Source organism: Streptomyces yatensis, from assembly GCF_018069625.1.
GTDB lineage: Bacteria > Actinomycetota > Actinomycetes > Streptomycetales > Streptomycetaceae > Streptomyces > Streptomyces yatensis.
In genome coordinates, this window is record NZ_CP072941.1 from 5,870,995 (window position 1) to 5,895,483 (window position 24,489).

A 24,489-nucleotide genomic window follows, 5' to 3' on the forward strand; every position below is an offset into this window, starting at 1 on the left:
CTGCGACGGTACGGGCACCCACTGACAATCGCCCTGACCTGGGCGTTAGTTGGCCGGGGTCCGGTTGTCAGTGGGGTGGTGCAGGGTGGTTCACACGTCCGGAAACGGAACGAGGAAACAAGTCGTGGGGGAGCTGTGACCGTCACTGTGCCCGGAACCGAATCCACCGACAGCAGCCGAGCGGCGGGGCCCGCCGAGGCCGCCGGAGCCGCGGAAGCGCTGCGTCCGCACGCGGAGGACGCCTTCGCCGACGAGCTGAGCGCGCTCGCCGCCGCCGACGACCGTCCGCGCCCCGCGCGGTGGCGGCTCTCGCCGTGGGCGGTCGCCACCTATCTGCTCGGCGGCAAGCTGCCCGACGGCACCGTGATCACACCCAAGTACGTGGGTCCGCGCCGCATCGTCGAGGTCGCCGTCACCACCCTCGCGACCGACCGCGCCCTGCTGTTGCTGGGCGTGCCCGGCACCGCCAAGACATGGGTCTCGGAGCATCTGGCGGCCGCGGTCAGCGGCGACTCGACCCTGCTGGTCCAGGGCACCGCCGGGACGCCCGAGGAGGCCATCCGGTACGGGTGGAACTACGCCCAGCTCCTCGCCCACGGCCCGAGCCGCGACGCGCTCGTGCCGAGCCCGGTGATGCGCGCGATGGCGGAGGGCATGACCGCGCGCGTGGAGGAGCTGACCCGCATCCCGGCCGATGTGCAGGACACACTGATCACCATCCTGTCCGAGAAGACGCTGCCGATCCCGGAGCTGGGGGAGGAGGCCCAGGCGGTCCGCGGGTTCAACCTGATCGCGACCGCCAACGACCGCGACCGCGGGGTCAACGAACTCTCCAGCGCCCTGCGCCGCCGTTTCAACACGGTCGTGCTGCCGCTGCCCGCGACCCCGGAGGACGAGGTCGACATCGTCTCCCGCCGCGTCGCCCAGATCGGCCGCTCGCTGGAGCTCCCGGAGCTCCCGGAGGGCGTCGAGGAGATCCGCCGGGTGGTCACGGTCTTCCGCGAGCTGCGCGAGGGAGTGACCGGCGACGGCCGTACGAAGCTCAAGTCGCCCTCGGGCACGCTGTCCACGGCCGAGGCCATCTCCGTGGTCACGGGCGGCCTGGCCCTCGCCGCCCACTTCGGCGATGGCGTGCTGCGGGCGGGCGATGTGGCCGCGGGCATCCTGGGCGCGGTCGTCCGCGATCCGGCGGCCGACCGCGTCATCTGGCAGGAGTATCTGGAGACGGTGGTCCGCGAGCGCGACGGCTGGAAGGACTTCTACCGCTCGTGCCGAGAGGTGACCGCATGACGGGCGCCCCGCGGGCGCGGGCCGCCGGCCCGCTGCTGCTGGGCGTGCGCCATCACGGGCCCGGGTCGGCGCGGGCGGTGCGGGCGGCGCTGGAGGCGTGCGCCCCGCGTGTGGTGCTGATCGAGGGGCCGCCGGAGGCGGACGCGATCGTGCGGCTCGCCGCCGAGAAGGACATGCGTCCGCCCGTCGCGCTGCTCGCCCATGCCGCGGACGACCCGGGGCGCGCCGGATTCTGGCCGCTGGCCGGGTTCTCCCCGGAGTGGGCGGCCATCCAGTGGGCGCTGGCCCACGAGGTCCCCGTACGGTTCATCGACCTCCCGGCGGCCAACTCGCTGGCCATGTCGGCGAAGCAGACCCCGGCGGCCGCGCCCGCTCCGGCGGGACCGCCGTCCCCGGCCGCGCTCCCCGACCCGGCCGCCCCGCTCGAACCGGTGGAGCCGGGTCACCAGGCCGCTCCGGGCGCCGGCTCCGATGAGCGGCTGCGCGTCGATCCGCTGTCCGTTCTCGCCGAGACGGCTGGATACGACGATCCGGAGCGCTGGTGGGAGGACGTCATCGAGCACCGCGGCACCGGCGGCGCGGAGGCGTTCACGGCCGTGGCGGAGGCCATGGAGGCGCTGCGCGCCGAGTACGGACACGGCGGGCACGAGGACGACGCCGTGCGCGAGGCCCATATGCGGTTGCGGCTGCGCGAGGCGCGGCGGGAGTTCGGGGACGAGGTCGCCGTCGTCTGTGGGGCCTGGCACGTGCCCGCGCTGGGGGAGCGGACCACCGCGACCGCCGACCGGAAGCTCCTCAAGGGGCTGCCCAAGGTCAAGGCCGAGATCAGCTGGGTGCCGTGGACCCACCGGCGGCTGGCCCGCCACAGCGGATACGGGGCGGGCATCACCTCGCCGGGCTGGTACGACCATCTCTTCCACGCCCCCGACCGGCCCGTCGAGCGCTGGCTCACCAAGGTCGCCGGGCTGCTGCGGGCCGAGGACTTCGCGGTGTCCTCGGCCCATGTCATCGAGGCCGTGAGGCTCGCCGAAACGCTGGCCGCCATGCGCGGACGTCCGCTCGCCGGGCTCGCCGAGACCCTCGACGCCGTAAGGGCGGTGATGTGCGAGGGCTCCGACGTGCCGATGGCGCTGGTGTGGGACCGGCTGGTGGTCGGCGATGTCCTGGGCGAGGTACCCGAGTCGGCTCCGGCGGCGCCGCTCCAGCGCGACCTGACGCGCACCCAGCGCTCGCTGCGGCTCAAGCCCGAGGCGCTGGAGCGCGAGCTGGAGCTGGACCTGCGCAAGGAGACCGACGCCGGGCGCAGCCGCCTGCTGCACCGGCTGCGGCTGCTCGGGGTCGACTGGGGCAGCCCGGCCGTCTCCCGCGGCAGCACCGGCACCTTCCGGGAGACCTGGCGGCTGCGGTGGGAGCCGGAGCTGTCGGTGCGGGTCGCCGAAGCCGGGGTGTGGGGCACCACGGTGCTGTCGGCGGCCACCGCCAAGGCGGAGACCGAGGCCCGGAGCGCCAAGGGGCTCGCCGAGGTGACCGAGCTGGCCGAGCGCTGTCTGCTCGGCGCGCTCTCCGGGGCCCTTCCCGTCGTGATGCGCTCGCTCGCCGACCGGGCCGCGCTCGACGCGGACGTCGGCCATCTCGCCCAGGCCCTGCCCGCCTTGGTGCGCTCGGTGCGCTACGGGGACGTACGGGGCACCGACACCGCCGCGCTCGGCGAGGTCGCGGTGGGGCTGGCCGAGCGGATCCTGGTCGGGCTGCCGCCCGCCTGCGTCGGCCTCGACGCCGACGGCGCCGCCGAGATGCGCGGCCATATGGAGGCCGTGCACCGGGCGATCGGACTGCTGTCGGAGACGGCGACGGAGCCGGAGCCGGAGCCGGAGACCGAGACAGAGCCGGAGCCGGGGCCGGAGACCGGGACAGAGTCGGAGCCGGAGACCGGAACACAGCAAGAGGCAGGGACCGGGACAGAAGCGGAGGCAGGGGCCGGGACAGAACCGGGGGCCGGGCCAGATACAGAGCCCCAGCCGCAGCTTCAGCCGCGGGCCGGTACGCGCACGGCGGAGCCGCGCTCGGCCGGGTCCGGCGCGGCCCACGGCCTGCGGGGGCGCTGGGCGGCCATGTTGCGCTCCCTCGCCGGGCGGGACGGCACCCCCGCCACCCCCGGGCTGATCCGGGGCCGCGCCGCGCGGCTGCTGCTGGACGATGCCCGGCTCGACGAGGACGAGGCGGCCCGGCTGATGGGGCTCGCGCTCTCACCCGGCACCGAGCCGCCCGAAGCGGCCTCCTGGATCGAGGGGTTCATCGGCGGCGGCGCGGGCGGCGGCATGCTGCTCGTCCATGACGAGCGGCTGCTCGGCCTGGTCGACCGCTGGCTGATCTCCGTTCCGGCCGAGGCGTTCACCGACGTCCTGCCCCTGCTGCGGCGCACCTTCTCCGCGTACGACATGGGCGTGCGTCGCACCCTGGGCGAGCTGGTCCGCCGGGGCCCCACGGCCGAGGGGCACGACGGCGGCCAAGGCGCCCCCGCCGCACCCGGCTTCGGCCCCGGGCTGGACCCGCACCGCGCGGCGGCCGTCGTCCCGACGGTGCGCCTCCTCCTGGGCCTCGACCCGGCCCCGCACGGCAACGACACCATGGAGGCAGCCCGATGACACACGGCGACCCTCACGGCGACGGCAATCCTCACGGCGACCCCGGCCTTCATGCCGCCTCCAACACCAACGCCACCGCCGCCGCCGACCACGACCACGGTCGCGGTCAGGGCGATCAGGAACGGCTGCGGCGCTGGCGGCTGGTGCTCGGCGGCCAGGGCGCCGACGGCACCGGCTGCTCGCTCAGCGGGACCGACGCCGCCATGGACCGCACCCTCGAGGCCCTCTACGGCTCCGGAGGCGGTGACGGTCACGGCGGCGGTGGCACGGTCGCCGGGCGCAGTGGCGGCCCTCAGGGCGCCGGGAGCGGTGCGCGCTCCGGCGGGCTCGGCGGATCCGCGCCCCAAGTGGCCCGCTGGCTCGGCGACATCCGTAGGTACTTCCCCACCTCCGTGGTCCAGGTCATGCAGCGTGACGCCATCGACCGGCTGGGGCTCTCCGCCCTGCTGCTGGAGCCGGAGATGCTGGAGGCCGTGGAGGCGGACGTCCACCTCGTGGGCACCCTGCTGTCCCTCAACAAGGCGATGCCGGAGACGACCAAGAACACCGCTCGGGCCGTCGTCCGCAAGGTCGTCGAGGATCTGGAGAAGCGGCTGGCCACCCGCACCCGCGCCACTCTCACCGGAGCGCTCGACCGCTCCACCCGGATCAGCCGCCCGCGCCACCGGGACATCGACTGGGACCGCACCATCCGGGCCAACCTCAAGAACTACCTGCCCGAGCACGGGACGGTCGTCCCCGAGCGGCTCATCGGATACGGGCGGGCGGCGCGCGGGGTGAAGAAGGACGTGGTGCTCTGCGTCGACCAGTCGGGGTCGATGGCCGCGTCCGTGGTCTACGCCTCGGTCTTCGGCGCCGTGCTCGCCTCGATGCGTTCCCTGGCCACCCGGCTGGTCGTCTTCGACACCTCCGTGGTCGATCTGACCGAGGAGCTCGACGATCCGGTGGACGTCCTCTTCGGCACCCAACTCGGCGGCGGCACCGATATCAACCGCGCGCTGGCCTACTGCCAGTCGAAGATCACCCGGCCCGCCGACACCGTCGTCGTCCTCATCAGCGACCTCTACGAGGGCGGTATACGCGAGGAGATGCTGGGGCGGGTCGCCGCGATGAAGGCGTCCGGGGTGCAGTTCGTGACGCTGCTCGCGCTGTCCGACGAGGGGGCGCCGAGTTACGACCGCGAGCACGCGGCGGCGCTCGCCGCGCTGGGCGCGCCCGCCTTCGCCTGCACCCCCGATCTCTTCCCGGAGGTGATGGCGGCGGCCATCGAACGACGCCAACTGCCCATACCGGACATGGCTGTCCATCAGTGATCCAGGGCTTGCGCCGACCCCTGTGGGTCGTGCAAGGATCAACCCCGTCGCCCAGGACGTGAATCCAGCCTTCCGGTTGGTGATTGTCGTCCTGCTCAGTGCGGCCTCAAAGCCATATCGCCACGCTTACGTGCCGTTGTACGGCTCGTAGGTACGCCCCGTACTCAGGGAAGGCCCCGCTCTTGTCTGTCGTGTCCGCCATGCCTGTCACCGTGCGCCTGCCGCGCACGGTGGCCGCGCGGCGGGCGCTGCTGGCGGCGCTCTTCCTCGGTGGCTTCCTGGCCCTGGCGTTCCTCTTCGGCGGCAGCGCTCACGCCGCCGAGCGGGGCGAACAGGGCGCTGCCGGCGGCGCGTCGGCCGGCCGTTCCGCCGTCTCCGGGCTGCTCGACCCCTCGGGTGTCGAGCGGGCGCGGCAGCAGGTGGAGCGGCACGCACCGCCCGTGGTGGGGCGCACCACTCACACGGCACAGGACGTCGTACGGAAGACCGTGCGGCCCATCCAGGAGCCGGTCGAGCGGGAAGCGCAGAAGATCACCAAGCCGATCGACGATCTGGTCGGCGGCGCCACGAACGGCGAGCTGCCGGTGCGGCTGCCCGACGTCGGCATCGGTGACGCCATCGGCCTGGACTCCCCTGGTTCCGGGGCGAATCACGGCCCGGCCGCCGAGCACCACGCGGCAAAGGCCGAGCCGGTGACCGTGCACAAGGCGGCGCCCGCCGCCGCGCAGCCGATAGGGCCCGTGGCCCACACCCCGGCCGTCACCACGCACCATGACGCGGCCGCCCCCCACGCCGGGCACGGCCCCGTCGTCCGGGTGGCAGCCTCCGGCACCGGTCCGGACGGTGGCGCCCCGGCGCCGCTGCCCCTTCCGCGGTCCCCGCTCGGGGCCACCTCCCAGTGCACCGGCGACAGCGGCGCTTCCCGTGGTGGGAACACCCAGGCCGCTCTTCCGCCGTCCGGCGCGGCGTCGTTCGGGCTGAAGCCCGGCACGGTCCGCGCGGAGAGCTCGGCGCCGACGCGCGAGCGGTTCAACGAAGTCCTCGAATTCCCCGGCTAGGGCAGACCTCACCCCCGTCTGTAGAGACCTGCCGCGCGGGGGCGGGTCAGGTCTGCCCGTCCGACACCCCTCTTGACTTCGAAGGACTTCCTCCACCATGCGCAACAACCTTCGCCGCTCCATCCTCGTAGCCGCTGCCGCCACCGGTATCTGGGCCCTCGGTTCCGCCGCTGCCAGCGCCGCCGAGAACCCGGCCGTTCCCGCCACCGACGGTGTCACCAGCACCGTGGACGGCGTCACCAAGACAGTGAACAAGACCCTGCCGACCGACAAGGTGACCAAGACGGTCGACGGCGTGACCGGTGGTGTGGCCGACACCTCCAAGGTCACCGACACCGCGAAGAAGACCGTGGACGGCGCCGCCTCCACCGTGGACGGCGTCACCGCCCCCGTGCGGGACCGCGTCCCCGGCGCCGCCAACCTGCCGCGGGTCTCGGACGTCACCAAGACCGTCGAGGGCACCACCGACGGCCTTACCGGCGACGCCGCCAAGCCGGACAAGGTCGTCAAGAAGGCCCACAAGGCCGTCAAGGGCCTCCAGAAGACCGTCAAGAAGACCACCGACCTCGACCTGCCCACCGGCGAGGTCCCCGGCGTGGTGCCCAGCCTCCCCGGCCTCGGCTCGCTGCCGACCCTGCCCGACACCTCCACGCTGCCCACCGGCGAGCTGACGGACGTCAACGGCGTCACGGGCAAGCTGCCCGTCCAGCTCCCCGCCACCCCGAAGCTGCCCGCCGCCCCGGGCTCGGTCAATGACCTGCTCGCCTGCCTCTCCGGCGCCGGCATCCGCCCGGAGGAGCTGACCGGCAAGGTCCAGGGTGTCGTCGGCACCACCGCCAAGCCGGTCGTCGACGGTGTGGCCTCGGACGTGCTGCCGCCCGCCGTGCACCGCATCGTGGTCAAGGTCGTCCCGGTCGCGCAGCGGACCGTCGGTGACACCGGCGCGCTGGCCGGCGACGCCGTGACCCGCACCACCCCGTACGTCGGCGTCGTGACCGGCAGCGCCCAGGGCTTCGCGCTGGGCACCGTCTCCAACGTCGTTCCGGCCGCCCAGGACACCGTCGACCGCCTGGTGCCGGTCGTGGTGAGCGTGCCGTCCACCGCCATCCCGTTCGCGCAGGACCTGGCGGGCACCACCGTGCCGTTCGCCCAGGACCTGGCCCTGGGCACGGTCGCGGACGCCCAGACCACCGTGGGGAACGTCACGGACGGTGCGCTGAGCCTGCTCCCCGCGCTGCCCACCGACCTGACCGACGCCGCCAACATCCCGGCGCTCCCGGTCCTGCCCGCCGACCTGCCGACCGTTCCGGCCGACCTGTCGCAGCTCCCGGTCGAGCTGCCGACCGTTCCGGCCGAGCTGCCGCAGCTCCCCGCCGAGCTCCCGCAGGTTCCGGCGGACCTGCCCGCCGACCTGCCGACCGTTCCGGCCGACCTGTCGCAGCTCCCGGTCGAGCTGCCCTCCGTTCCGGCCGAGCTGCCGCAGCTCCCCGCCGAGCTCCCGCAGGTCCCGGCGGACCTGCCCGCCGTCCCGGCCCAGCTGCCGACCGTTCCGGGCACGCTCCCGACCGTCTGATCGCCCTGGCGGGCGTACGGCGGTCACGCCATGAAGGCCGGAAAGCAGTAAAACCGTAAGGCGAGCGTCATCGACCGGGCAGCCCTCGTTGGGGAGGGGGCTGCCCGGTTGCCGTATGGAGATAGATGGAAACGGTCGCGATCTGTGACCGTAATCACCGCTCCAGTGTGATCTGCGATTTAGGGCCGCACGTCCTGCGGAGATAACCTGCGAGACGGACATGCCGCGTACCCGGCGAACGTGTGCCGCCCTCGTTATAGATCGCGTCCTCACGCTGCCCCCGCGGCACGCCCGCGCAGATAACGACCGCGATATCCATGGAAAAGGGACGGACGCGCGTGGACCTGTTCGAATACCAGGCGAGGGACCTCTTCGCCAAGCACGGTGTACCGGTGCTGGCCGGTGAAGTCATCGACACGCCTGAGGCGGCGCGCGAGGTGGCCGAGCGCCTGGGCGGCCGCGCGGTCGTCAAGGCGCAGGTGAAGGTCGGCGGCCGAGGCAAGGCCGGTGGCGTCAAGCTGGCCTCCGACCCGGCCGACGCCGTGGAGAAGGCCGGCCAGATCCTGGGCATGGACATCAAGGGCCACACGGTCCACAAGGTGATGCTGGCCCAGACCGCGGACATCAAGGAGGAGTACTACGTCTCCTTCCTGCTGGACCGCACCAACCGCACCTTCCTCGCCATGGCCTCCGTCGAGGGCGGCGTGGAGATCGAGGTCGTCGCGGAGCAGAACCCCGAGGCGCTCGCCAAGATCCCGGTGGACGCCATCGAGGGTGTGACCCAGGAGAAGGCCGCCGAGATCGTCGCCGCCGCGAAGTTCCCGACCGAGATCGCGGACCAGGTCGTCGAGGTCCTGCAGAAGCTGTGGGTCGTCTTCATCAAGGAAGACGCGCTGCTCGTCGAGGTCAACCCGCTGGTCAAGACCGAAGACGGCAAGATCATCGCGCTGGACGGCAAGGTCTCCCTGGACGAGAACGCCGCCTTCCGTCAGCCGGAGCACGAGGCGCTCGAGGACAAGGCCGCGGCCAACCCCCTCGAGGCGGCCGCGAAGGCCAAGGGCCTCAACTACGTCAAGCTCGACGGCGAGGTCGGCATCATCGGCAACGGCGCGGGTCTGGTCATGTCGACCCTCGACGTCGTCGCCTACGCCGGTGAGAACCACGGCAATGTGAAGCCCGCCAACTTCCTCGACATCGGTGGTGGCGCCTCCGCCGAGGTGATGGCCAACGGTCTCGAGATCATCCTCGGCGACCCGGACGTCAAGTCGGTCTTCGTCAACGTCTTCGGTGGCATCACCGCCTGTGACGCCGTCGCCAACGGCATCGTCCAGGCCCTGGAGCTGCTGAAGTCCAAGGGCGAGGACGTCTCCAAGCCGCTGGTCGTGCGCCTCGACGGCAACAACGCGGAGCTGGGTCGCAAGATCCTGACCGACGCCAACCACCCGCTCGTTCAGCAGGTGGACACCATGGACGGCGCGGCCGAGCGTGCCGCCGAGCTGGCTGCGAAGTAAGGGACGAGGTCACCAGAAACCATGGCTATCTTCCTCACCAAGGAAAGCAAGGTCATCGTCCAGGGGATGACCGGGTCCGAGGGGCAGAAGCACACCCGTCGGATGCTTGCCTCGGGCACCAACATCGTCGGCGGTGTGAACCCCCGCAAGGCCGGCACCACCGTGGACTTCGACGGCACCGAGATCCCGGTCTTCGGCTCCGTCAAGGAGGCCATCGACGCCACCGGCGCCGATGTCACGGTCATCTTCGTCCCGGAGAAGTTCACCAAGGGCGCGGTCATCGAGGCGATCGACGCCGAGATTCCGCTCGCCGTCGTGATCACCGAGGGCATCGCCGTCCACGACTCGGCGAACTTCTGGGCCTACGCGGGCAAGAAGGGCAACAAGACCCGCATCATCGGCCCGAACTGCCCGGGTCTGATCACGCCGGGTCAGTCGAACGCGGGCATCATCCCGGCCGACATCACCAAGCCCGGCCGGATCGGTCTGGTGTCGAAGTCCGGCACCCTGACCTACCAGATGATGTACGAGCTGCGGGACATCGGCTTCTCGTCCTGCGTGGGCATCGGCGGTGACCCGATCATCGGCACCACCCACATCGACGCCCTCGCCGCCTTCGAGGCCGACCCCGACACCGACCTGATCGTCATGATCGGCGAGATCGGCGGCGACGCCGAGGAGCGGGCCGCGGACTTCATCAAGGCCAACGTCACCAAGCCGGTCGTCGGCTATGTGGCGGGCTTCACCGCGCCCGAGGGCAAGACGATGGGCCACGCGGGTGCCATCGTCTCCGGCTCCTCCGGCACCGCTCAGGCGAAGAAGGAGGCCCTCGAGGCCGCGGGCGTGAAGGTCGGCAAGACCCCGTCCGAGACCGCGCGCCTGGCGCGCGCCGCCCTGGCCGGCTGACGCCGCCACGGCTCGATGCCACGGGCCCGCACCACCCTGGGTGGTGCGGGCCCGCGCCGTTCCCGGGCGACGGATACCCGGGGGCGGACATCGACAAGCCACCCATTCGTCCCACAGCGCCATAAAAGACGCATAAGCGGACTAGCCGCGACACGGCGACCAAACCCTTGATGTGAGGATGAAACGGCTGTTATTGGCAGCATGGTCACGTGACGCAAACGACCGATCGCAGCCCGTCGGTGTCCTCACGTGACCGTTCCACGCCCCGGCGCTCCTCCGCCATCAGGGAGGCGTTCCTCGGCGGTGTGGTCGCCGCGGGGCTCGGCCTCGGCACGTTCGCCGTGGTCGTACTGCTCCTGTGGATCACCTCCTCGTCCCCCGCCAGCAGCCCCGACGGGGCCCTGCATGTCGCCGCCGACCTGTGGCTGCTCGGCCATGGCGCCGACCTCGTGCGCACCGAGACGCTCTCCGGCCACACCGCGCCCGTCGGGCTGACCCCGCTGCTGCTCGGCATGGTGCCGTGCTGGCTGCTCTACCGGGCCGCCCAGCACGCCGTCTACCAGGCGGAACCGGACGAGGGCGAGGGGCAGGAGGGGCGGGAGGGGCAGTGGGTGCCCGAGGGCTCCGTCGTCGATCCGGAGTCCGTCGTCGAACCGCGCACCGCCTTCGCCTGGGTGACCGGCGGCTATCTGATGGTCGGCACCGCGGCCGCGCTGTACGCCTCGGGCGGGCCGCTGCATGTCGACCTGCTCAGCGCGCTGCTGCATCTGCCGGTCGTCGCCGCGGCCATCGCCGCCGTCGGCGTCTGGACGGCGAGCGGACGGTTCCCGCTCCGCCTGCCCGGCCGTGTGAACGCCGGACTGCGGCGGCTCCCCGGCATCGGCCCGACCGTACGGACGGCCGCGTCCCTGGCCGCGTCCTTGGCCGCCTCCCTGGCCGCGCGCGGCTGGTGCCGGCGCCACCGGCTGACCGCGGCGCTACGGGCGGGGACCAGCGGTCTCGTCGTCCTGCTCGGCAGCGGTGCGCTCCTTACGGCGACCTCGATGCTGAGCCACGCGGGCGCCGTCCAAGTGACATTCCTCAACCTCAGCGATGTGTGGTCGGGGCGGTTCGCGGTGCTGCTGGTGAGCCTGGCGCTGCTGCCGAACGCCATCGTCTGGGGCGCCGCGTACGGGGTCGGCGCGGGCTTCACGGTCGGCGGCGGCAGTGTGGTCGCGCCGCTGGGCATCACCTCCTACCCCCAGCTGCCGCACTTCCCCCTGGTCGCCGCGCTGCCCACGGACGGCTCCGGCGGGCCACTGGTCTGGCTCACGGGAATCGCGGCCGGGGCGTCGGTGGCCTGGTTCATCGGGGTCGCGGCGGTGCGGCGCCCCGGCAAGGGCGAGCCCAGGCCGCCCTGGGGCTGGGGCGAGACGCTGATCCTCGCCGGGCTGGCGGCGGGCGGCTGCGCGGCCGCGATGGCGCTGCTGGCCGGGGTCTCGGGCGGCCCGCTGGGCATCGGCATCCTCGCCGACCTGGGCCCGAGCTGGTGGCGTACGGGCATGATCACGCTGGCCTGGACGGGAGTGATCGGGGTGCCCGGTGCGGTGGTGCTGCGCTGGTACCGGTTGTGCGTTCCTACGAGGGCCTCCTGGCCGGAGTGGAAGGCGACGCGGGCGGCGCGGCGGGCGTCCCGCGCACAGGCCCGAACGGAGGCCAAGGAGGCCCGTGCGGTGCGGGCTGCCGCCAAGGCGGAGGCCCGTGCGGTGCGGGCCGCGGCCAAGGCGGAGGAGGCAGAGGCCCGGGCGGCGATGCGGCCTCCGGTGGCCTCGCCCATGGAGTCCGCCGAGGTGCGCGAGGCGATGGCCGAGCCGTGGTGGCAGTGGCTGCGGCCGGGGGCATCGGACGCCCAACGCAAGCGGAACCGGAAGCTGGATGCTGGCGGTGGTGCTGGTACGGAGGCGGGGGTCAGCACGATGGCCGGGCTCGCGACCCCGGCGGGCACCCCGAACGCCGCCGGGACGGCGGACCGCCCACGCCGCTGGACGCTGAACCGAAAGCGCACCCCCGAGCCACACCCGCACCCGCACCCGCACCCGCAGCCACCCACCGAGCCCCAGCCCGCGACGCCTGACCTGCCACCCCCACTGGACGACACCCGCCGCGAACCGTAACGACCTCGCCCCGGTGGCCGCAGGGGCCTGTCCGGGGCGGAAAATCCAGCCCCTCCGGCGTTTGAGGAGCGGGGTCCGGGGCGGAGCCCCGGCGGGGTGAGGGGGCGGAGCCCCCTCCTTCGGGAAGGGGCGGGGTGGGGGCTTTCCGCCGGAGGCGCCCACGACCCGTACCCGGTATTCGGCCCCGGGACCGGGCGCCTCTTCGGCGAGGCCGCCGTCAGTCCTGCGTGCTCAGCAAGGGACGCAGCTGCTCGGGCAGCAGCGTTTCGCAGTCATGACGGGAGCTCTGGGTAAGGGCGTCGTCCACGCACGTGTAGTAGTCGTTGTAGACGACCTGGAAGCTGAACGTCGCCGCGACGATGGCGAGCGCGAGCCCACCCGTCACCAGACCGCTGATCGCCGCCGTCGCCTGCGGCTTGGCGCTGCCGGGCGCGGGCAGTGGCGCCGGGGTGGCGCCCGGGGGCGGGGGCGGGGCGTTCAGGGGCGCGGCAGCGGTCGGCGGCGGCGTTGCGCGGCGCGCCTTGGCCCGCAGCGAGCTGATGCCCCAGTACAGGGCCAGCGTCCCGAGCAGCAGCGCGATCTGCGGCAGGCTGAAGAGCGCGAAGAAGAACGCCCACATGCCCGCGAGCAGCGCGTACCGGGCGCGCCGCTGGGCCGGGTCGGTGGGGTCCCAGCGCGGGCCGCTGGGGCCGGCGGGGCGGTTGGGGCCGGTGCCGAAGCTGCCGCCCTGGCGGCTGGGCTGGCGGCTGCTCCACTGGCTGCCCCAGGCCGGAGGCTGCTGGTCGTCCTCACCGCTCTGCCCGTCGGTGTCGTCCGGCCGGGGCTGCCACGGCTGGTCGGGCCTGCCCTCGGGCGGCGGGGCGAACGGATTGTCCTCGTGCTGGTCCCCGTTCCGCCCGCCGGGGGCCGAGGAGGACGGATTGTTCTCGTGCTGGTCCCCGTTCCGCCCGCCGGGGGCCGAGGAGGACGGCGACTGCTGCTCCCGGAGCAGCGGCGTCGTACGCGACATGCGGGCGCGCCTCATCGCCGCCCCCCGGTCGTGGCGGGAGACGGAGTGAGGTGATGAGCCGCGCGGCGGCGTCGGTCCGGCATGTGGAGTGTGTCTTCCCCTTGTGTCGTCGTCCTGCACGCCGGGGGCGTGTACGGCTCGAGGCGGTCGTTCCCACGGCGTCAGTTGGATACGCAGTCCAGACGCTACCTCCCGTGCCCGCCCCCGTCCCCTGGGGGCCGCTTCGTGTGCCGGTATCGTTGCTGACGGTCGGCGGCTTCGTAGAGTTCCCCGGAATTGATGAGTCCGCGACCTTGTACGACCACACAAACGGCAGCACCGCCCGCGAGAAAGAGCCCCGCCGTGGCCTCCCCGCCTTCCCCCGCCAGCCCTGCCCGCCCCGGGCGCCCGGTCCGCCTCGTCGTACTCGTCTCCGGTTCCGGTACGAATCTGCAGGCGCTGCTCGACGCCATCGCCGCCGAGGGCGTGGCCCGCTACGGCGCCGAGGTGGTGGCCGTGGGCGCCGACCGCGACGGCATCGAGGGCCTGGCGCGCGCCGAGCGCGCCGGGATCCCCACGTTCGTGTGCCGGGTCAAGGACCACGCCGACCGCGCCGAGTGGGACGCGGCGCTGGCCGAGGCCACCGCCGCCCATGAGCCGGACGTGGTCGTCTCGGCCGGGTTCATGAAGATCCTGGGGCCCCGGTTCCTCGCCCGGTTCGGGGGCCGCTGCGTCAACACCCACCCCGCGCTGCTCCCGAGCTTTCCCGGTGCCCATGGCGTACGCGACGCGCTCGCGCACGGTGTGAAGGTGACCGGATGCACCGTCCACTTCGTCGACGACGGGGTCGACACCGGCCCGATCATCGCCCAGGGCGTGGTCGAGGTCCGGGACGAGGACGACGAGTCCGCTCTTCATGAGCGGATCAAGGAAGTCGAGCGCTCGCTGCTCGTCGAGGTCGTGGGGCGTCTGGCGCGTCACGGCTACCGCATAGAGGGACGAAAGGTAAGGATCCCGTGACCGCCGAAGGTACCAAGCGGCCCATCCGCCGCGCGCTGGTCAGCGTCTACGACAAGACGGGTCTCGAGGAGCTGGCCCGAGGGCTGCACGCGGCGGGTGTCCAGCTCGTCTCGACCGGCTCGACGGCCGCGAAGATCGCCGCCGCGGGCGTCCCGGTCACCAAGGTCGAGGAGCTGACCGGCTTCCCCGAGTGTCTCGACGGCCGCGTCAAGACGCTGCACCCGCGCGTCCACGCGGGCATCCTGGCCGACCTGCGGCTCGACTCGCACCGTGCGCAGCTCCAGGAGCTGGGCGTGGAGCCCTTCGAGCTGGTCGTGGTCAACCTCTATCCGTTCCGCGAGACGGTCGCCTCGGGCGCCTCGCCGGACGAGTGCGTCGAGCAGATCGACATCGGCGGGCCCTCCATGGTCCGGGCGGCCGCCAAGAATCACCCGTCCGTGGCCGTGGTCGTCAACCCCGAGCGGTACGACGACGTCCTCAAGGCCGCCGCGGACGGCGGTTTCGACCTGGAGGGGCGCAAGCGGCTGGCGGCCGAGGCGTTCCAGCACACGGCGGCGTACGACGTGGCGGTGGCCAACTGGTTCGCGGCGGACTACGTGGCGGCGGACGACTCCTCCTTCCCGGAGTTCCTGGGCGCCACCGTCACCCGTAAGAACGTGCTGCGCTACGGCGAGAACCCGCACCAGCCGGCCGCGCTCTACTCCGACGGCAGCGGTAAGGGGCTCGCGGAGGCCGAGCAGCTGCACGGCAAGGAGATGTCGTTCAACAACTACACCGACACCGAGGCCGCCCGCCGGGCCGCGTACGACCACACCGAGCCCTGTGTCGCGATCATCAAGCACGCCAACCCGTGCGGGATCGCGATCGGGGCGGATGTCGCCGAGGCGCACCGTAAGGCGCACGCCTGCGACCCGCTGTCGGCCTTCGGCGGGGTGATCGCCGTCAACCGCCCGGTGTCGGTCGCCATGGCCGAGCAGGTCGCCGAGATCTTCACCGAGGTGATCGTCGCCCCGGCGTACGAGGACGGCGCGGTCGAGGTGCTGGCCCGTAAGAAGAACATCCGCGTGCTGCGCTGCGCGGAGGCGCCGGCGGACCTCGCCGAGCAGCGTCCCATCGAGGGCGGCCTGCTGCTGCAGGCCAAGGACCGTCTCCAGGCCGAGGGCGACGACCCGGCCAACTGGACCCTCGCCACGGGCGCGGCGCTGGACGCCGACGGCCTCGCCGAGCTGGCCTTCGCCTGGCGCTCCTGCCGCGCGGTGAAGTCCAACGCGATCCTGCTCGCCAAGGGCGGCGCCACGGTCGGCGTCGGCATGGGCCAGGTCAACCGCGTGGACTCGGCGAAGCTGGCCGTCGAGCGGGCCGGTGCCGAGCGCGCCGCCGGTTCGTACGCCGCCTCCGACGCCTTCTTCCCGTTCCCGGACGGCTTCGAGGTGCTCGCCGAGGCGGGCGTCACGGCCGTGGTGCAGCCGGGCGGCTCGGTCCGTGACGAGCAGGTGGTGGAGGCCGCCCAGAAGGCGGGCGTCACCATGTACTTCACGGGCACACGCCACTTCTTCCACTGAGTGACCGCCGAGCGAGCACAGGAGGCCGCACCCCGACCGGACCACGGGGTGCGGCCTTCGCCGGTCCGGCACCGACCGGCCCCTGATTGGATCCGACGTCCCCGCATCCGGGAGGATGAAGCCATGACCGCCCAGATTCTCGATGGCAAGGCAACCGCAGCCGCGATCAAGTCCGATCTCGTCAGCCGCGTGGAGGCGCTCAAGGCCAAGGGCATCCATCCCGGCCTCGGCACGGTGCTGGTGGGCGAGGACCCCGGCAGCAAGTGGTACGTCGCGGGCAAGCACCGCGACTGCGCCGAGATCGGCGTCGAGTCCCTCCGGCGCGACCTGCCCGAGACCGCCACCCAGGAGGAGATCGAGGCGGCGGTGCGGGAGCTCAACGAGGACCCGGCCTGCACGGGCTACATCGTCCAGCTGCCGCTCCCCAAGGGCATCGACACCAACCGGGTGCTGGAGCTGATGGACCCGGCCAAGGACGCCGACGGACTGCACCCGATGAACCTCGGCCGGCTGGTGCTCAATGAGAGCGGCCCGCTGCCGTGCACGCCCCAGGGCGTCATCCAGCTGCTGCGCCACCACGGTGTGGAGATCAATGGCGCGCATGTGGTGGTCGTCGGCCGGGGCATCACCGTGGGCCGGTCGATCGGGCTGCTGCTGACCCGCCGCTCCGAGAACGCCACGGTCACCCTCTGCCACACCGGCACCCGCGACCTGCCCGGGATCCTGCGCCAGGCCGACATCATCGTGGCGGCCGCCGGGGTGCGGCATCTGATCGGCCCGGATGACGTGAAGCCGGGCGCGGCGGTGCTCGACGTGGGCGTCAGCCGGGACGAGCACGGCAAGATCGCCGGCGATGTGCACCCCGGTGTGGCCGAGGTCGCTGCCTGGATCTCGCCGAACCCGGGTGGCGTCGGCCCGATGACCCGCGCCCAGCTGCTGGTCAACGTGGTGGAGGCCGCGGAGCGGAACGCGAAGGCGGACGCCGACGCCGGTGCCGGCCATGACGGCTGAGGCGAGCGAGCCGGCGGCCGGGGAGCAGCGGCAGACGCCGCCGGCGCAGCCTTCCGGCCCCGCCCGGCTCATCCGTAAGTCGCGCCGCTTCCCGCTGATCACCCGGGACACCGCGCGTCCGGAGGGCGGCGGCCGGGCCGCGCCCGGTGCCGCTCCGGCGCCCGCCCGGCAGTGGCCGCTGCTCGCGGTGATGGGCGGGGTGGGCCTGGGACTGCTGATCGTCGCCCTGGACGCGTTCCGGGCGGGCACCGTGCTGATCGGGCTGTCCCTGCTGGCGGGCGCCTTCATACGGTGGGCTCTGCCCGAGGTGGGGATGCTCGCGGTGCGGTCGCGCTTCACCGACATGCTGACCTACGGGCTGCTGGGCGCGGCGATCGTGCTGCTGTCCCTGATGGCCCAGCCGGATCCATGGGTGTCGATCCCGTTCCTGGATGACGTGGTGCATTTCACGGTGCGCTAGCCGATGGCATGAAACGGCGGCCCGTCCTCTCCCCCGTGGAAGGACGGGCCGCCGTCGTTGTGGCCGGATCCGAACGGTCCGGCGGCGGTCCGCCCTCTCCCCCGAAGAAGGACGGACCACCTGGTAATCAGGGTTGTGTGTGGACTGTGCCGGGGCAATGACCGTCGGAACCCTGTGGCGCGGAAGTGACCGTTCCAGCACGAGATCTCGGCCGTGCAACGACGAGCCGGGCGCGGCGGAGTGCGCACCGGTGCACGAAATGCTCCGATGCGCCCCCACCCGAGGAGCTGACATCCTGGGGCAAGGCGTCCCTTTGGGTAGGCAGTTCGGGGCCCGGGGACGCCAACAGGGGCCGTAGCGCGGGGGATTGACAGCACGTGCGGGGGGACAGGGGGAGGCAATGCCTCGTTGGAGGGACCTGCCGGAGGGACTCGATCCGCAGGTACAGGAGTTCACCGGTCAGCTGCGCACGATCGTCGAGCGCAGCGGGCTGAGCGTCGTCGCCGTCGCCGACCGCACCGGCTACAGCAAGAGTTCATGGGAGCGCTATCTGGGCGGGCGGCTGCTGCCGCCGCAGGGCGCGGTGGAGGCCCTGGCCGAGGCCACGGGCGCCGATGTCCATCACCTCAGCACCCTGTGGGAGTTGGCGGAGCGGGCCTGGAGCCGCTCCGAGATGCGGCACGACGTCACGATGGAGGCCATCAGCGTCGCGCAGGCGCGGGCCGCCATCGAGGAGTTCGACCCGGCGGCGCAGGGGGCGGGCGCCCGGAAGAACGGCCGCCCCTCGAAGAAGAGCCGGCCGAGCGTGGAACTGCCCGAACCCGATCAGCCGTTGGTCGCGACGGCCCCGGTGTTCTCGGCTCACGCGGCACCGGCCGAGCGGGTGCCGGGCCCCTCCGGCCCGCCGTCGCCCGCCGTGTCCCCTCCGTCGCCGTCCTCGCCGTCCCCCTCGCCCTCCGGGACGGTACGGAAGCGTGTCGCGCTGTTCACCGGGGGCCTCGTCGGCGCGCTCTTACTCGTCGCCGGTGCCGTCCTGCTGATCGATGCGGGCGGCGACGGCGAGAAGCGCGGGGAGCGGCCGACCACCGCACCGGCCACCAGCGCGCGTCAGCTGCCGGCGGGCGTCAAGTGCGCGGGGGAGGACTGCGGCGGCCAGGATCCGCAGGCCATGGGGTGCGGCACCGCCGCGACGACCACCGCGGACGCCACCGTCGGCACCGCGTATGTCGAGGTCCGCTACAGCAGGACCTGCCGGGCGGCCTGGGCCCGTATCACCCGGGCGGCCCCGGGCGATGTGATCCAGATCAAGGCGCCGGGCGCGCGGGGTGGCGCGGACCGCGCCCGGAACGGCAGGGCCGGCGCCGACGGCGACGCCTACACCACGATGATCCCGGTGGACGCCACCGCGCGGACCACCGCGTGCGCCACGCTCACGGGCGGTACGCGCGGCTGCACGGCCCCCGGCGATCAGGGGTGAGCGCGGGCGGGGGAGGCCCGTCCGGGGGAATTCGGAAACAGGGGGAATGAGCCAGGGGAATCGGGGCAGGCGGTGTCCGAGCCCCCCACGGGTGCGGCACTGGGCGGCCGCCTGCACTCCCCCTCCTGGCAGGCGGCCGCCAAAGTGCGCGAGGTCCGGACGCGCGGTGAGCGGTTACACAGTGGCCCGAGAGAACCTGGGCCAGGTGCCGTCGGATAGCCTGACGCAGGTATCTCGACACCAAGAGATCTTGGACTGACAACACAGCGCAGGAGACCGCCATGACCCGCACTCCCGTCACCGTCACCGTCACCGGCGCGGCCGGCCAGATCGGCTACGCGCTGCTCTTCCGCATCGCCTCCGGTCAGCTCCTCGGCGCGGACGTGCCGGTCAAGCTGCGTCTCCTGGAGATCCCGCAGGGGCTGAAGGCCGCCGAGGGCACCGCGATGGAGCTCGACGACTGCGCCTTCCCGCTCCTCCAGGGCATCGACATCTCGGACGACCCGAACGTGGGCTTCGACGGTGCGAACGTCGCCCTGCTCGTCGGCGCCCGCCCGCGTACCAAGGGCATGGAGCGCGGCGATCTGCTGGAGGCCAACGGCGGCATCTTCAAGCCGCAGGGCAAGGCCATCAACGACCATGCCGCGGACGACATCAAGGTCCTGGTCGTGGGCAACCCGGCCAACACCAACGCGCTCATCGCGCAGGCCGCCGCGCCGGACGTACCGGCCGAGCGCTTCACCGCGATGACCAGGCTGGACCACAACCGCGCCCTGTCGCAGCTCTCGAAGAAGACCGGCGTCCCGGTCGGCGAGATCAAGAAGCTGACGATCTGGGGCAACCACTCCGCCACCCAGTACCCGGACGTCTTCCACGCCGAGGTCGCGGGCAAGAACGCCGCCGAGGTCGTCAACGACGAGCAGTGGCTGGCCGACACCTTCATCCCGACCGTCGCCAAGCGCGGTGCCGCGATCATCGAGGCGCGCGGCGCCTCCTCGGCCGCCTCCGCCGCCAACGCCGCCATCGACCACGTCCACACCTGGGTCAACGGCACCGACGCCGACAACTGGACCTCCGCCGGTGTGGTCTCCGACGGCTCGTACGGGGTGCCGGAGGGCCTGATCTCCTCGTTCCCGGTCACCGCCGCGAACGGGAAGTTCGAGATCGTCCAGGGCCTGGACGTCAACGAGTTCTCGCGGACCCGCATCGACGCGTCGGTGAAGGAGCTCGAGGAGGAGCGCGAGGCCGTGCGGGGTCTCGGCCTGATCTGACGCGCCCCACCGAGGCCGTTTCCGAAGGGTCACACTCCGGTTTTCACTCCGGAGTGTGACCCTTCGGCTATTCGCTGTAATTGCGGGCCATCTTCCCCTAGCGTGGAGGTAGTTGCTACGGCCTCGGGGGGAAACATGGCCAACACGCGCGATGATCATTCTTTAGGCGATCACTCCGCTCATCTGCCGCGGCCGCGGCCGGACTCTTCACCGGTCGTCCCCTCTCCTCCTGCAGCCGACGATGCGTCCCCCTATGCCACCAGCGAGGCCACCCGGCTGCTGTGCGCGGGCACCTATCTGGACGACGACTTCCGGGACGCGGTCCTGGACGAGCTGTATGTCCACGAGGAGCGGGCCGTGGCGCCCTCGCTGGGCGTCGACGCGGCCCGGGTGCTCGCGCACGCGCTGCGCGCTCGCCGTCTGGAGGCATGCTGGACCGCGCTGCTGGTGTCCTTATGGGTGCTGGACTTTCTGCTGGCGCAGGGCTTCTTCTATCTGTTCCTGCTGTCCTGCGCGCTGCTTCTGCTGGCGGCCTGGGCCAGGGGCGGCGCCATGGGCCCCTTCCGCGCCGACTATCCCGGGGCCGACGGGGTCACCGTCACCCGGCGGCGGGCGGCCGCGGTGCTGCGCGTGCTCGGCTGTCTGATCCTGCTGTCCTATGCGGTCTCCGCCGGGACACAGGCGTTCACGGGCGAGCCCGGTACGAGCGGGCTGCAGGACGTCGCACCGGCCCTGGCGGCCGGGTCGGACACCAGCGCCGCCTGGTTCGCGCTGGTGATCCCGGCCGTGATGGCCGCCGCGGTCGCCCTGCACCGTGAGCATGTTGCCCGGGTGCTGGCCACCGACCTGGAGCCGGAGACCTTCTCCGACCTCGCCGCGGACCCCGCGGAGCGGTTCGAGGGCGGGCGCTTCCAGCGGGTGCGGGCCCTCATCCGCCGCGAGCAGCACTCACCGGTGATCCTCTACCACGATCGCCACCCCTTCCTCGGGGCCGGCACCGCCCATGACACCTGGACCCTCGCCGTCGAGCTGCGGCCGCGTGAGGGCGGCGATCCGGCGCCGCTGGACAACCGCGTGATCCTGGAGCGGATCCGCCCGCTGGTCGAGAAGTTGCGCACCCCCTCGACCCAGGGCACCGCCGCCGTTCAGGGCGCCGCCTCCGCTCAGGGCACCGCCCGGCCCGCCGCCGCGAGCCGCGACCGGCTGCGCGGCCTGGAGCTCGACGAATGCGTCTTCCTCAAGGTCACCGGACTGCGGAGCCGCTCCTTCGTGCCGTACGGCGAGGCGGACTTCGCCCGGGAGCGGGCGGAGGCCGTAGAGGAGGGCGGAGAGGTCCGCCGGCACTTTCTGCGCATCCGCGTCGGCGCATGGCGGGAAGAGGTGGTCACCACCGTCTTCGTGCGGGTGCATACGCAGGGCGGCATGCTGATGCTGGAGTTCGCGCCGCATGTGCTGCGCCCGATCCGGCCGGACTTCCGGGCGGTCGACCGGCTCTCCGACTCGCACCGCCGCGGCGGGTTGCCGGGGAAGGCGGTCTGGGCGCTCGGGAGGACCCCCACGGCGGCGGGCCGGGCGGTCATTCACGCCTTCCGCTCGGCCGCCTTCGTCTGGCGGATGTACGCGGGGGGTTATGAGGCGGCCATCCCCGACGGGCCCTGGATCTCGGTGCGGGAGCTGGGCAGCGACGCCGGCGCATCGCTCTTCCAGGAGATGGACGTCAGCCGCTATCTGAAGAGCGTCGAGGACCGGGTGGCCAATGGCGTGCGAAGGGCGCTCGACGAAGCCGGCTGGGAGACCGGCGAGTTCGAGCAGAAGGTCATCAATGTGAGCGGCGGCGGGGTCTTCATCGAGTCCGCGGCGAACAGCGCCTTCGGCTTCGGTGACCACAACACGATCAGCAACACCACCGGAACCAATGGAGCGGGAGGCGGCCATGGCGATGGCTGATACGGAGGACGGCAGCGGTGTGGGTGGCGGCGGTGCGGACCACACGACCGGCGCGGGCGGTGGCGAGGGCCCGGCGGGCGGCGGCGGACGCACCTTCGGGGACATCAGGTTCGGCAAGGTGAGCGGCAGTGCCATCGGCATCGGCGACCACAACCACATTGTGAACGGATCGCAGGGGGAGGCCCCCTGCGACCCCGCCTATCAGGAGCTGCTGGAGGCCGTTCGGCAGCTCGCCGAGGATCTGCGGCGGATGGTCCCGAGCCCGGAGGTCGGCGCGCTCTCCGATGAACTGGACCAGACCCAGGACGAGATCCAGCGCACCGGCCGGGCCGGGGCCGGTCGACTGGCCAGGATCCGGGTGATGTTGCAGGACGCGAGCGCCAGTGTCGGCATGCTCGCCTCCGGCGTCGCCGTCGGACAGGCGGTCGGCGCGCTCCTGGGCGGCTGAGATGAGCACACCGGGCGGCGAGGGGGGCCGTCGATGGGACGAGGAGGCCCAGCGGTGGGTGGGGGAGGGCGCGGAGCCGCCCGCCCCGGGCCGAAGACCACCCAATCCGCATCTGGGCACGGTGCTGCTGGCGGTGCTCGCCGTGGTCCTGGTCGGCGGGATCGGCGTCGGCGCCTGGAAGCTGGTGTCGGGCGGCGGGGATGACACGTCCGGGGCGGACGGCGGTTCGCCCTCGGCCTCGTCCTGGTCACCGTCGCCGGAGCAGCCCTCGGCGGTGCCGTCGGAGCCGTTCTCGGAGACGACCTCGGCGCCGCCGTCGGTGTCCGTGGACAGCACACAGGGGCCGCCGGCGGACTATGTGCGCACCACCGACGCTGAGGGGTTCCGGCTGGATGTGCCCAGGGACTGGCAGCGGGTCAAGCGGGATACGGGAGTGTTCTACGAATCGTCCGACGCGAGCAGCCTGATCCAGGTCTTCGCGCTGACCGAGCCCGACGTCACCCCGTACGAGGCGCTGCGCCAGGCGGAGGCGGGGCTCAAGAAGAACCCCGGCTACCAGCGGTATGAGCTGAAGCGGCTCGGTCCCGGCGACGACGCGGACGCGGAGCTGGAGTACGGCTACCGCAGCGCCAAGTACGGCCCGCGCCGCATACTCGACCGCGCCTTCACCGGCCCGGACCAGGTGCAGTACGCGGTGCTGGTCGCGGGCCCGGCCGACGACTGGCCGCAGCAGCGGGAGCGGCAGCGCATCGTGCTGGCGTCCTTCTGCCCCACCGCCTACTGCCCGGCCAGCTGACCGGGGCGGCGGGGTGGGCACAGGGCGGGGCGCCTTAGGCGACATATCCGTATCGGTGGGGTGACCGAGGGTGGGGAGGCCCTCGAACCGGGTACACCGATGTCGGCCGGCACGGGTTGTCGGCTTATGGGAGCAGAGTTCCACTATCGGGGGGATAGATGAGCATGCATGACGGGGGAGTGCCGGGGGCGCCCGAAGCGCCGGGAGGGCCCCGGCAGGACGCCAGGCGGGCACTGCGGGCCTTGGCGGTGACGATCTTCCTGGCCGCGGGGATCGCGTTCTCCGGCTGGGTGGCCTTCGGCGGCGACGGCACTTCCCGCCATCAGGCGGGTCCGCTGCCCTGGGACCAGGAGAGCCCCACGGCCACGCCGAGCGCGGACGCCTCGCAGCCGAGCGATCTCTATCCCTCGCCCGGCCCCGAGACCGGTGGGCCCACCGGTCTCCCGACCGATCTCCCCACGGACCTGCCGACCGGGGCGTCCCCGTCCGCGACGCCCTTCGGCACCCCGTCCTCCCCCTCCCTGACCGGTGCCGCCCCGCCCGCGGGCTACCGCACCCAGGCCGACCCCGCCGGATACCACCTCGCGGTCCCGGACGGCTGGGAGCGGACGACCGAGGGCCCCAGCGTCTACTACACCTCGCCCGACGACAGCACCGTGATCCAGGTCTTCGAGCTGCACGGCCCCGAGTCGACGCCGTACGAGTCCGCCCAGGAGGCCGAGCGGATCGCCTCCACCCACCGCGACTACGAGCAGATCGCCCTCACCCGGCTGGGCTCGGACGCCCTGGACCCGGCACAGCTGGAGTACACGTACGAGTCCAAGAGCGACGGCCACCGCCGGATACTCGACCGCCGCTTCGCCGCCCCCAACGGCACGATGTACGCGGTGCTGGTGATCAGTCCCTCGGGGGACCGGGCGGAAGCGCGGGAGGTCCATCAGGCGGCGGTGGACACCTTCTGTCCGACCGCCTACTGCACGGCTTCCTGACGCGGGGCTGCCTTCGGCATCGCTTTATGACACCGACCGACTAGGCGCATCAGCTCTTGACAGATCGGCCG

At 72.6% G+C, this 24,489-nt stretch carries 19 protein-coding genes; 18 read left to right on the forward strand and 1 reads right to left on the reverse strand.

Annotation, left to right across the window (positions count from 1 at the left end):
- Positions 1-135 precede the first annotated feature (135 nt).
- The 8 genes from J8403_RS24700 to J8403_RS24735 all read left to right on the forward strand — a co-directional run bounded on the left by J8403_RS24700 (position 136) and on the right by J8403_RS24735 (position 12,449).
- Positions 136-1,290 carry an ATP-binding protein gene (locus tag J8403_RS24700; RefSeq protein WP_211125070.1) on the forward strand — a complete coding sequence of 385 codons (1,155 nt, stop codon included), beginning with the start codon at positions 136-138 and terminating at the stop codon, positions 1,288-1,290.
- A complete protein-coding gene (locus J8403_RS24705; RefSeq protein WP_211125071.1) occupies positions 1,287-3,935 on the forward strand; it encodes a DUF5682 family protein in 2,649 nt (882 codons plus the stop codon). The genes J8403_RS24700 and J8403_RS24705 overlap by 4 nt, the downstream gene beginning before the upstream one ends.
- On the forward strand, positions 3,932-5,248 hold the full coding sequence (locus J8403_RS24710) for a VWA domain-containing protein (protein ID WP_246585973.1): 1,317 nt from the start codon (positions 3,932-3,934) through the stop codon (positions 5,246-5,248). The genes J8403_RS24705 and J8403_RS24710 overlap by 4 nt, the downstream gene beginning before the upstream one ends.
- Before the next feature lie 200 nt (positions 5,249-5,448).
- Positions 5,449-6,306: a hypothetical protein gene (locus J8403_RS24715; protein ID WP_211125072.1), complete on the forward strand. Its 858-nt coding sequence runs from the start codon at positions 5,449-5,451 to the stop codon at positions 6,304-6,306.
- Between the two features lie 97 nt (positions 6,307-6,403).
- The gene (locus J8403_RS24720; RefSeq protein WP_211125073.1) at positions 6,404-7,879 is read left to right on the forward strand and encodes a hypothetical protein; all 1,476 of its coding nucleotides are present in this window, start codon (positions 6,404-6,406) and stop codon (positions 7,877-7,879) included.
- Positions 7,880-8,217: 338 nt separating this feature from the next.
- Positions 8,218-9,390, forward strand: a complete 1,173-nt coding sequence (sucC, locus tag J8403_RS24725) for an ADP-forming succinate--CoA ligase subunit beta (RefSeq protein WP_211125074.1) — start codon at positions 8,218-8,220, stop codon at positions 9,388-9,390.
- A gap of 21 nt (positions 9,391-9,411) precedes the next feature.
- Positions 9,412-10,296 carry a succinate--CoA ligase subunit alpha gene (sucD, locus tag J8403_RS24730; RefSeq protein ID WP_211125075.1) on the forward strand — a complete coding sequence of 295 codons (885 nt, stop codon included), beginning with the start codon at positions 9,412-9,414 and terminating at the stop codon, positions 10,294-10,296.
- Between the two features lie 209 nt (positions 10,297-10,505).
- Positions 10,506-12,449 (forward strand): cell division protein PerM, encoded by a 1,944-nt coding sequence (locus tag J8403_RS24735; RefSeq protein WP_211125076.1) that lies wholly within the window; start codon positions 10,506-10,508, stop codon positions 12,447-12,449.
- 217 nt (positions 12,450-12,666) lie between these two features.
- Here the strand turns inward: J8403_RS24735 and J8403_RS24740 are convergent, their stop codons facing one another.
- Positions 12,667-13,458: a hypothetical protein gene (locus tag J8403_RS24740; protein ID WP_211125077.1), complete on the reverse strand. Its 792-nt coding sequence runs from the start codon at positions 13,456-13,458 to the stop codon at positions 12,667-12,669.
- A 342-nt stretch (positions 13,459-13,800) separates the two neighbouring features.
- On the opposite strand from J8403_RS24740, the gene purN reads away from it, so the two are divergent.
- The 10 genes from purN (at position 13,801) to J8403_RS24790 (ending at position 24,418) form a co-directional block, all read left to right on the forward strand.
- On the forward strand, positions 13,801-14,457 hold the full coding sequence (purN, locus tag J8403_RS24745; RefSeq protein ID WP_211125078.1) for a phosphoribosylglycinamide formyltransferase: 657 nt from the start codon (positions 13,801-13,803) through the stop codon (positions 14,455-14,457).
- Positions 14,454-16,019 carry a bifunctional phosphoribosylaminoimidazolecarboxamide formyltransferase/IMP cyclohydrolase gene (gene purH, locus J8403_RS24750; RefSeq protein ID WP_211125079.1) on the forward strand — a complete coding sequence of 522 codons (1,566 nt, stop codon included), beginning with the start codon at positions 14,454-14,456 and terminating at the stop codon, positions 16,017-16,019. The genes purN and purH overlap by 4 nt, the downstream gene beginning before the upstream one ends.
- Positions 16,020-16,142: 123 nt before the next feature.
- Positions 16,143-17,030, forward strand: a complete 888-nt coding sequence (locus J8403_RS24755) for a bifunctional methylenetetrahydrofolate dehydrogenase/methenyltetrahydrofolate cyclohydrolase (protein WP_211125080.1) — start codon at positions 16,143-16,145, stop codon at positions 17,028-17,030.
- A complete protein-coding gene (locus J8403_RS24760; protein ID WP_246585974.1) occupies positions 17,020-17,490 on the forward strand; it encodes a DUF3017 domain-containing protein in 471 nt (156 codons plus the stop codon). Before J8403_RS24755 ends, J8403_RS24760 begins: the two co-directional genes overlap by 11 nt.
- Positions 17,491-17,890: 400 nt before the next feature.
- On the forward strand, positions 17,891-18,967 hold the full coding sequence (locus tag J8403_RS24765; RefSeq protein WP_211125081.1) for a helix-turn-helix domain-containing protein: 1,077 nt from the start codon (positions 17,891-17,893) through the stop codon (positions 18,965-18,967).
- A 281-nt stretch (positions 18,968-19,248) separates the two neighbouring features.
- Positions 19,249-20,238, forward strand: coding sequence for a malate dehydrogenase (locus J8403_RS24770; protein ID WP_059143564.1), 990 nt, complete (start codon positions 19,249-19,251; stop codon positions 20,236-20,238).
- Positions 20,239-20,373: 135 nt separating this feature from the next.
- Positions 20,374-22,185 carry a hypothetical protein gene (locus J8403_RS24775; RefSeq protein WP_211125082.1) on the forward strand — a complete coding sequence of 604 codons (1,812 nt, stop codon included), beginning with the start codon at positions 20,374-20,376 and terminating at the stop codon, positions 22,183-22,185.
- The gene (locus J8403_RS24780; protein ID WP_211125083.1) at positions 22,172-22,633 is read left to right on the forward strand and encodes a hypothetical protein; all 462 of its coding nucleotides are present in this window, start codon (positions 22,172-22,174) and stop codon (positions 22,631-22,633) included. The genes J8403_RS24775 and J8403_RS24780 overlap by 14 nt, the downstream gene beginning before the upstream one ends.
- Position 22,634: 1 nt before the next feature.
- Positions 22,635-23,429, forward strand: coding sequence for a hypothetical protein (locus tag J8403_RS24785; RefSeq protein ID WP_246585975.1), 795 nt, complete (start codon positions 22,635-22,637; stop codon positions 23,427-23,429).
- A 158-nt stretch (positions 23,430-23,587) separates the two neighbouring features.
- On the forward strand, positions 23,588-24,418 hold the full coding sequence (locus J8403_RS24790) for a serine/arginine repetitive matrix protein 2 (RefSeq protein WP_246585976.1): 831 nt from the start codon (positions 23,588-23,590) through the stop codon (positions 24,416-24,418).
- Positions 24,419-24,489: the final 71 nt, after the last annotated feature.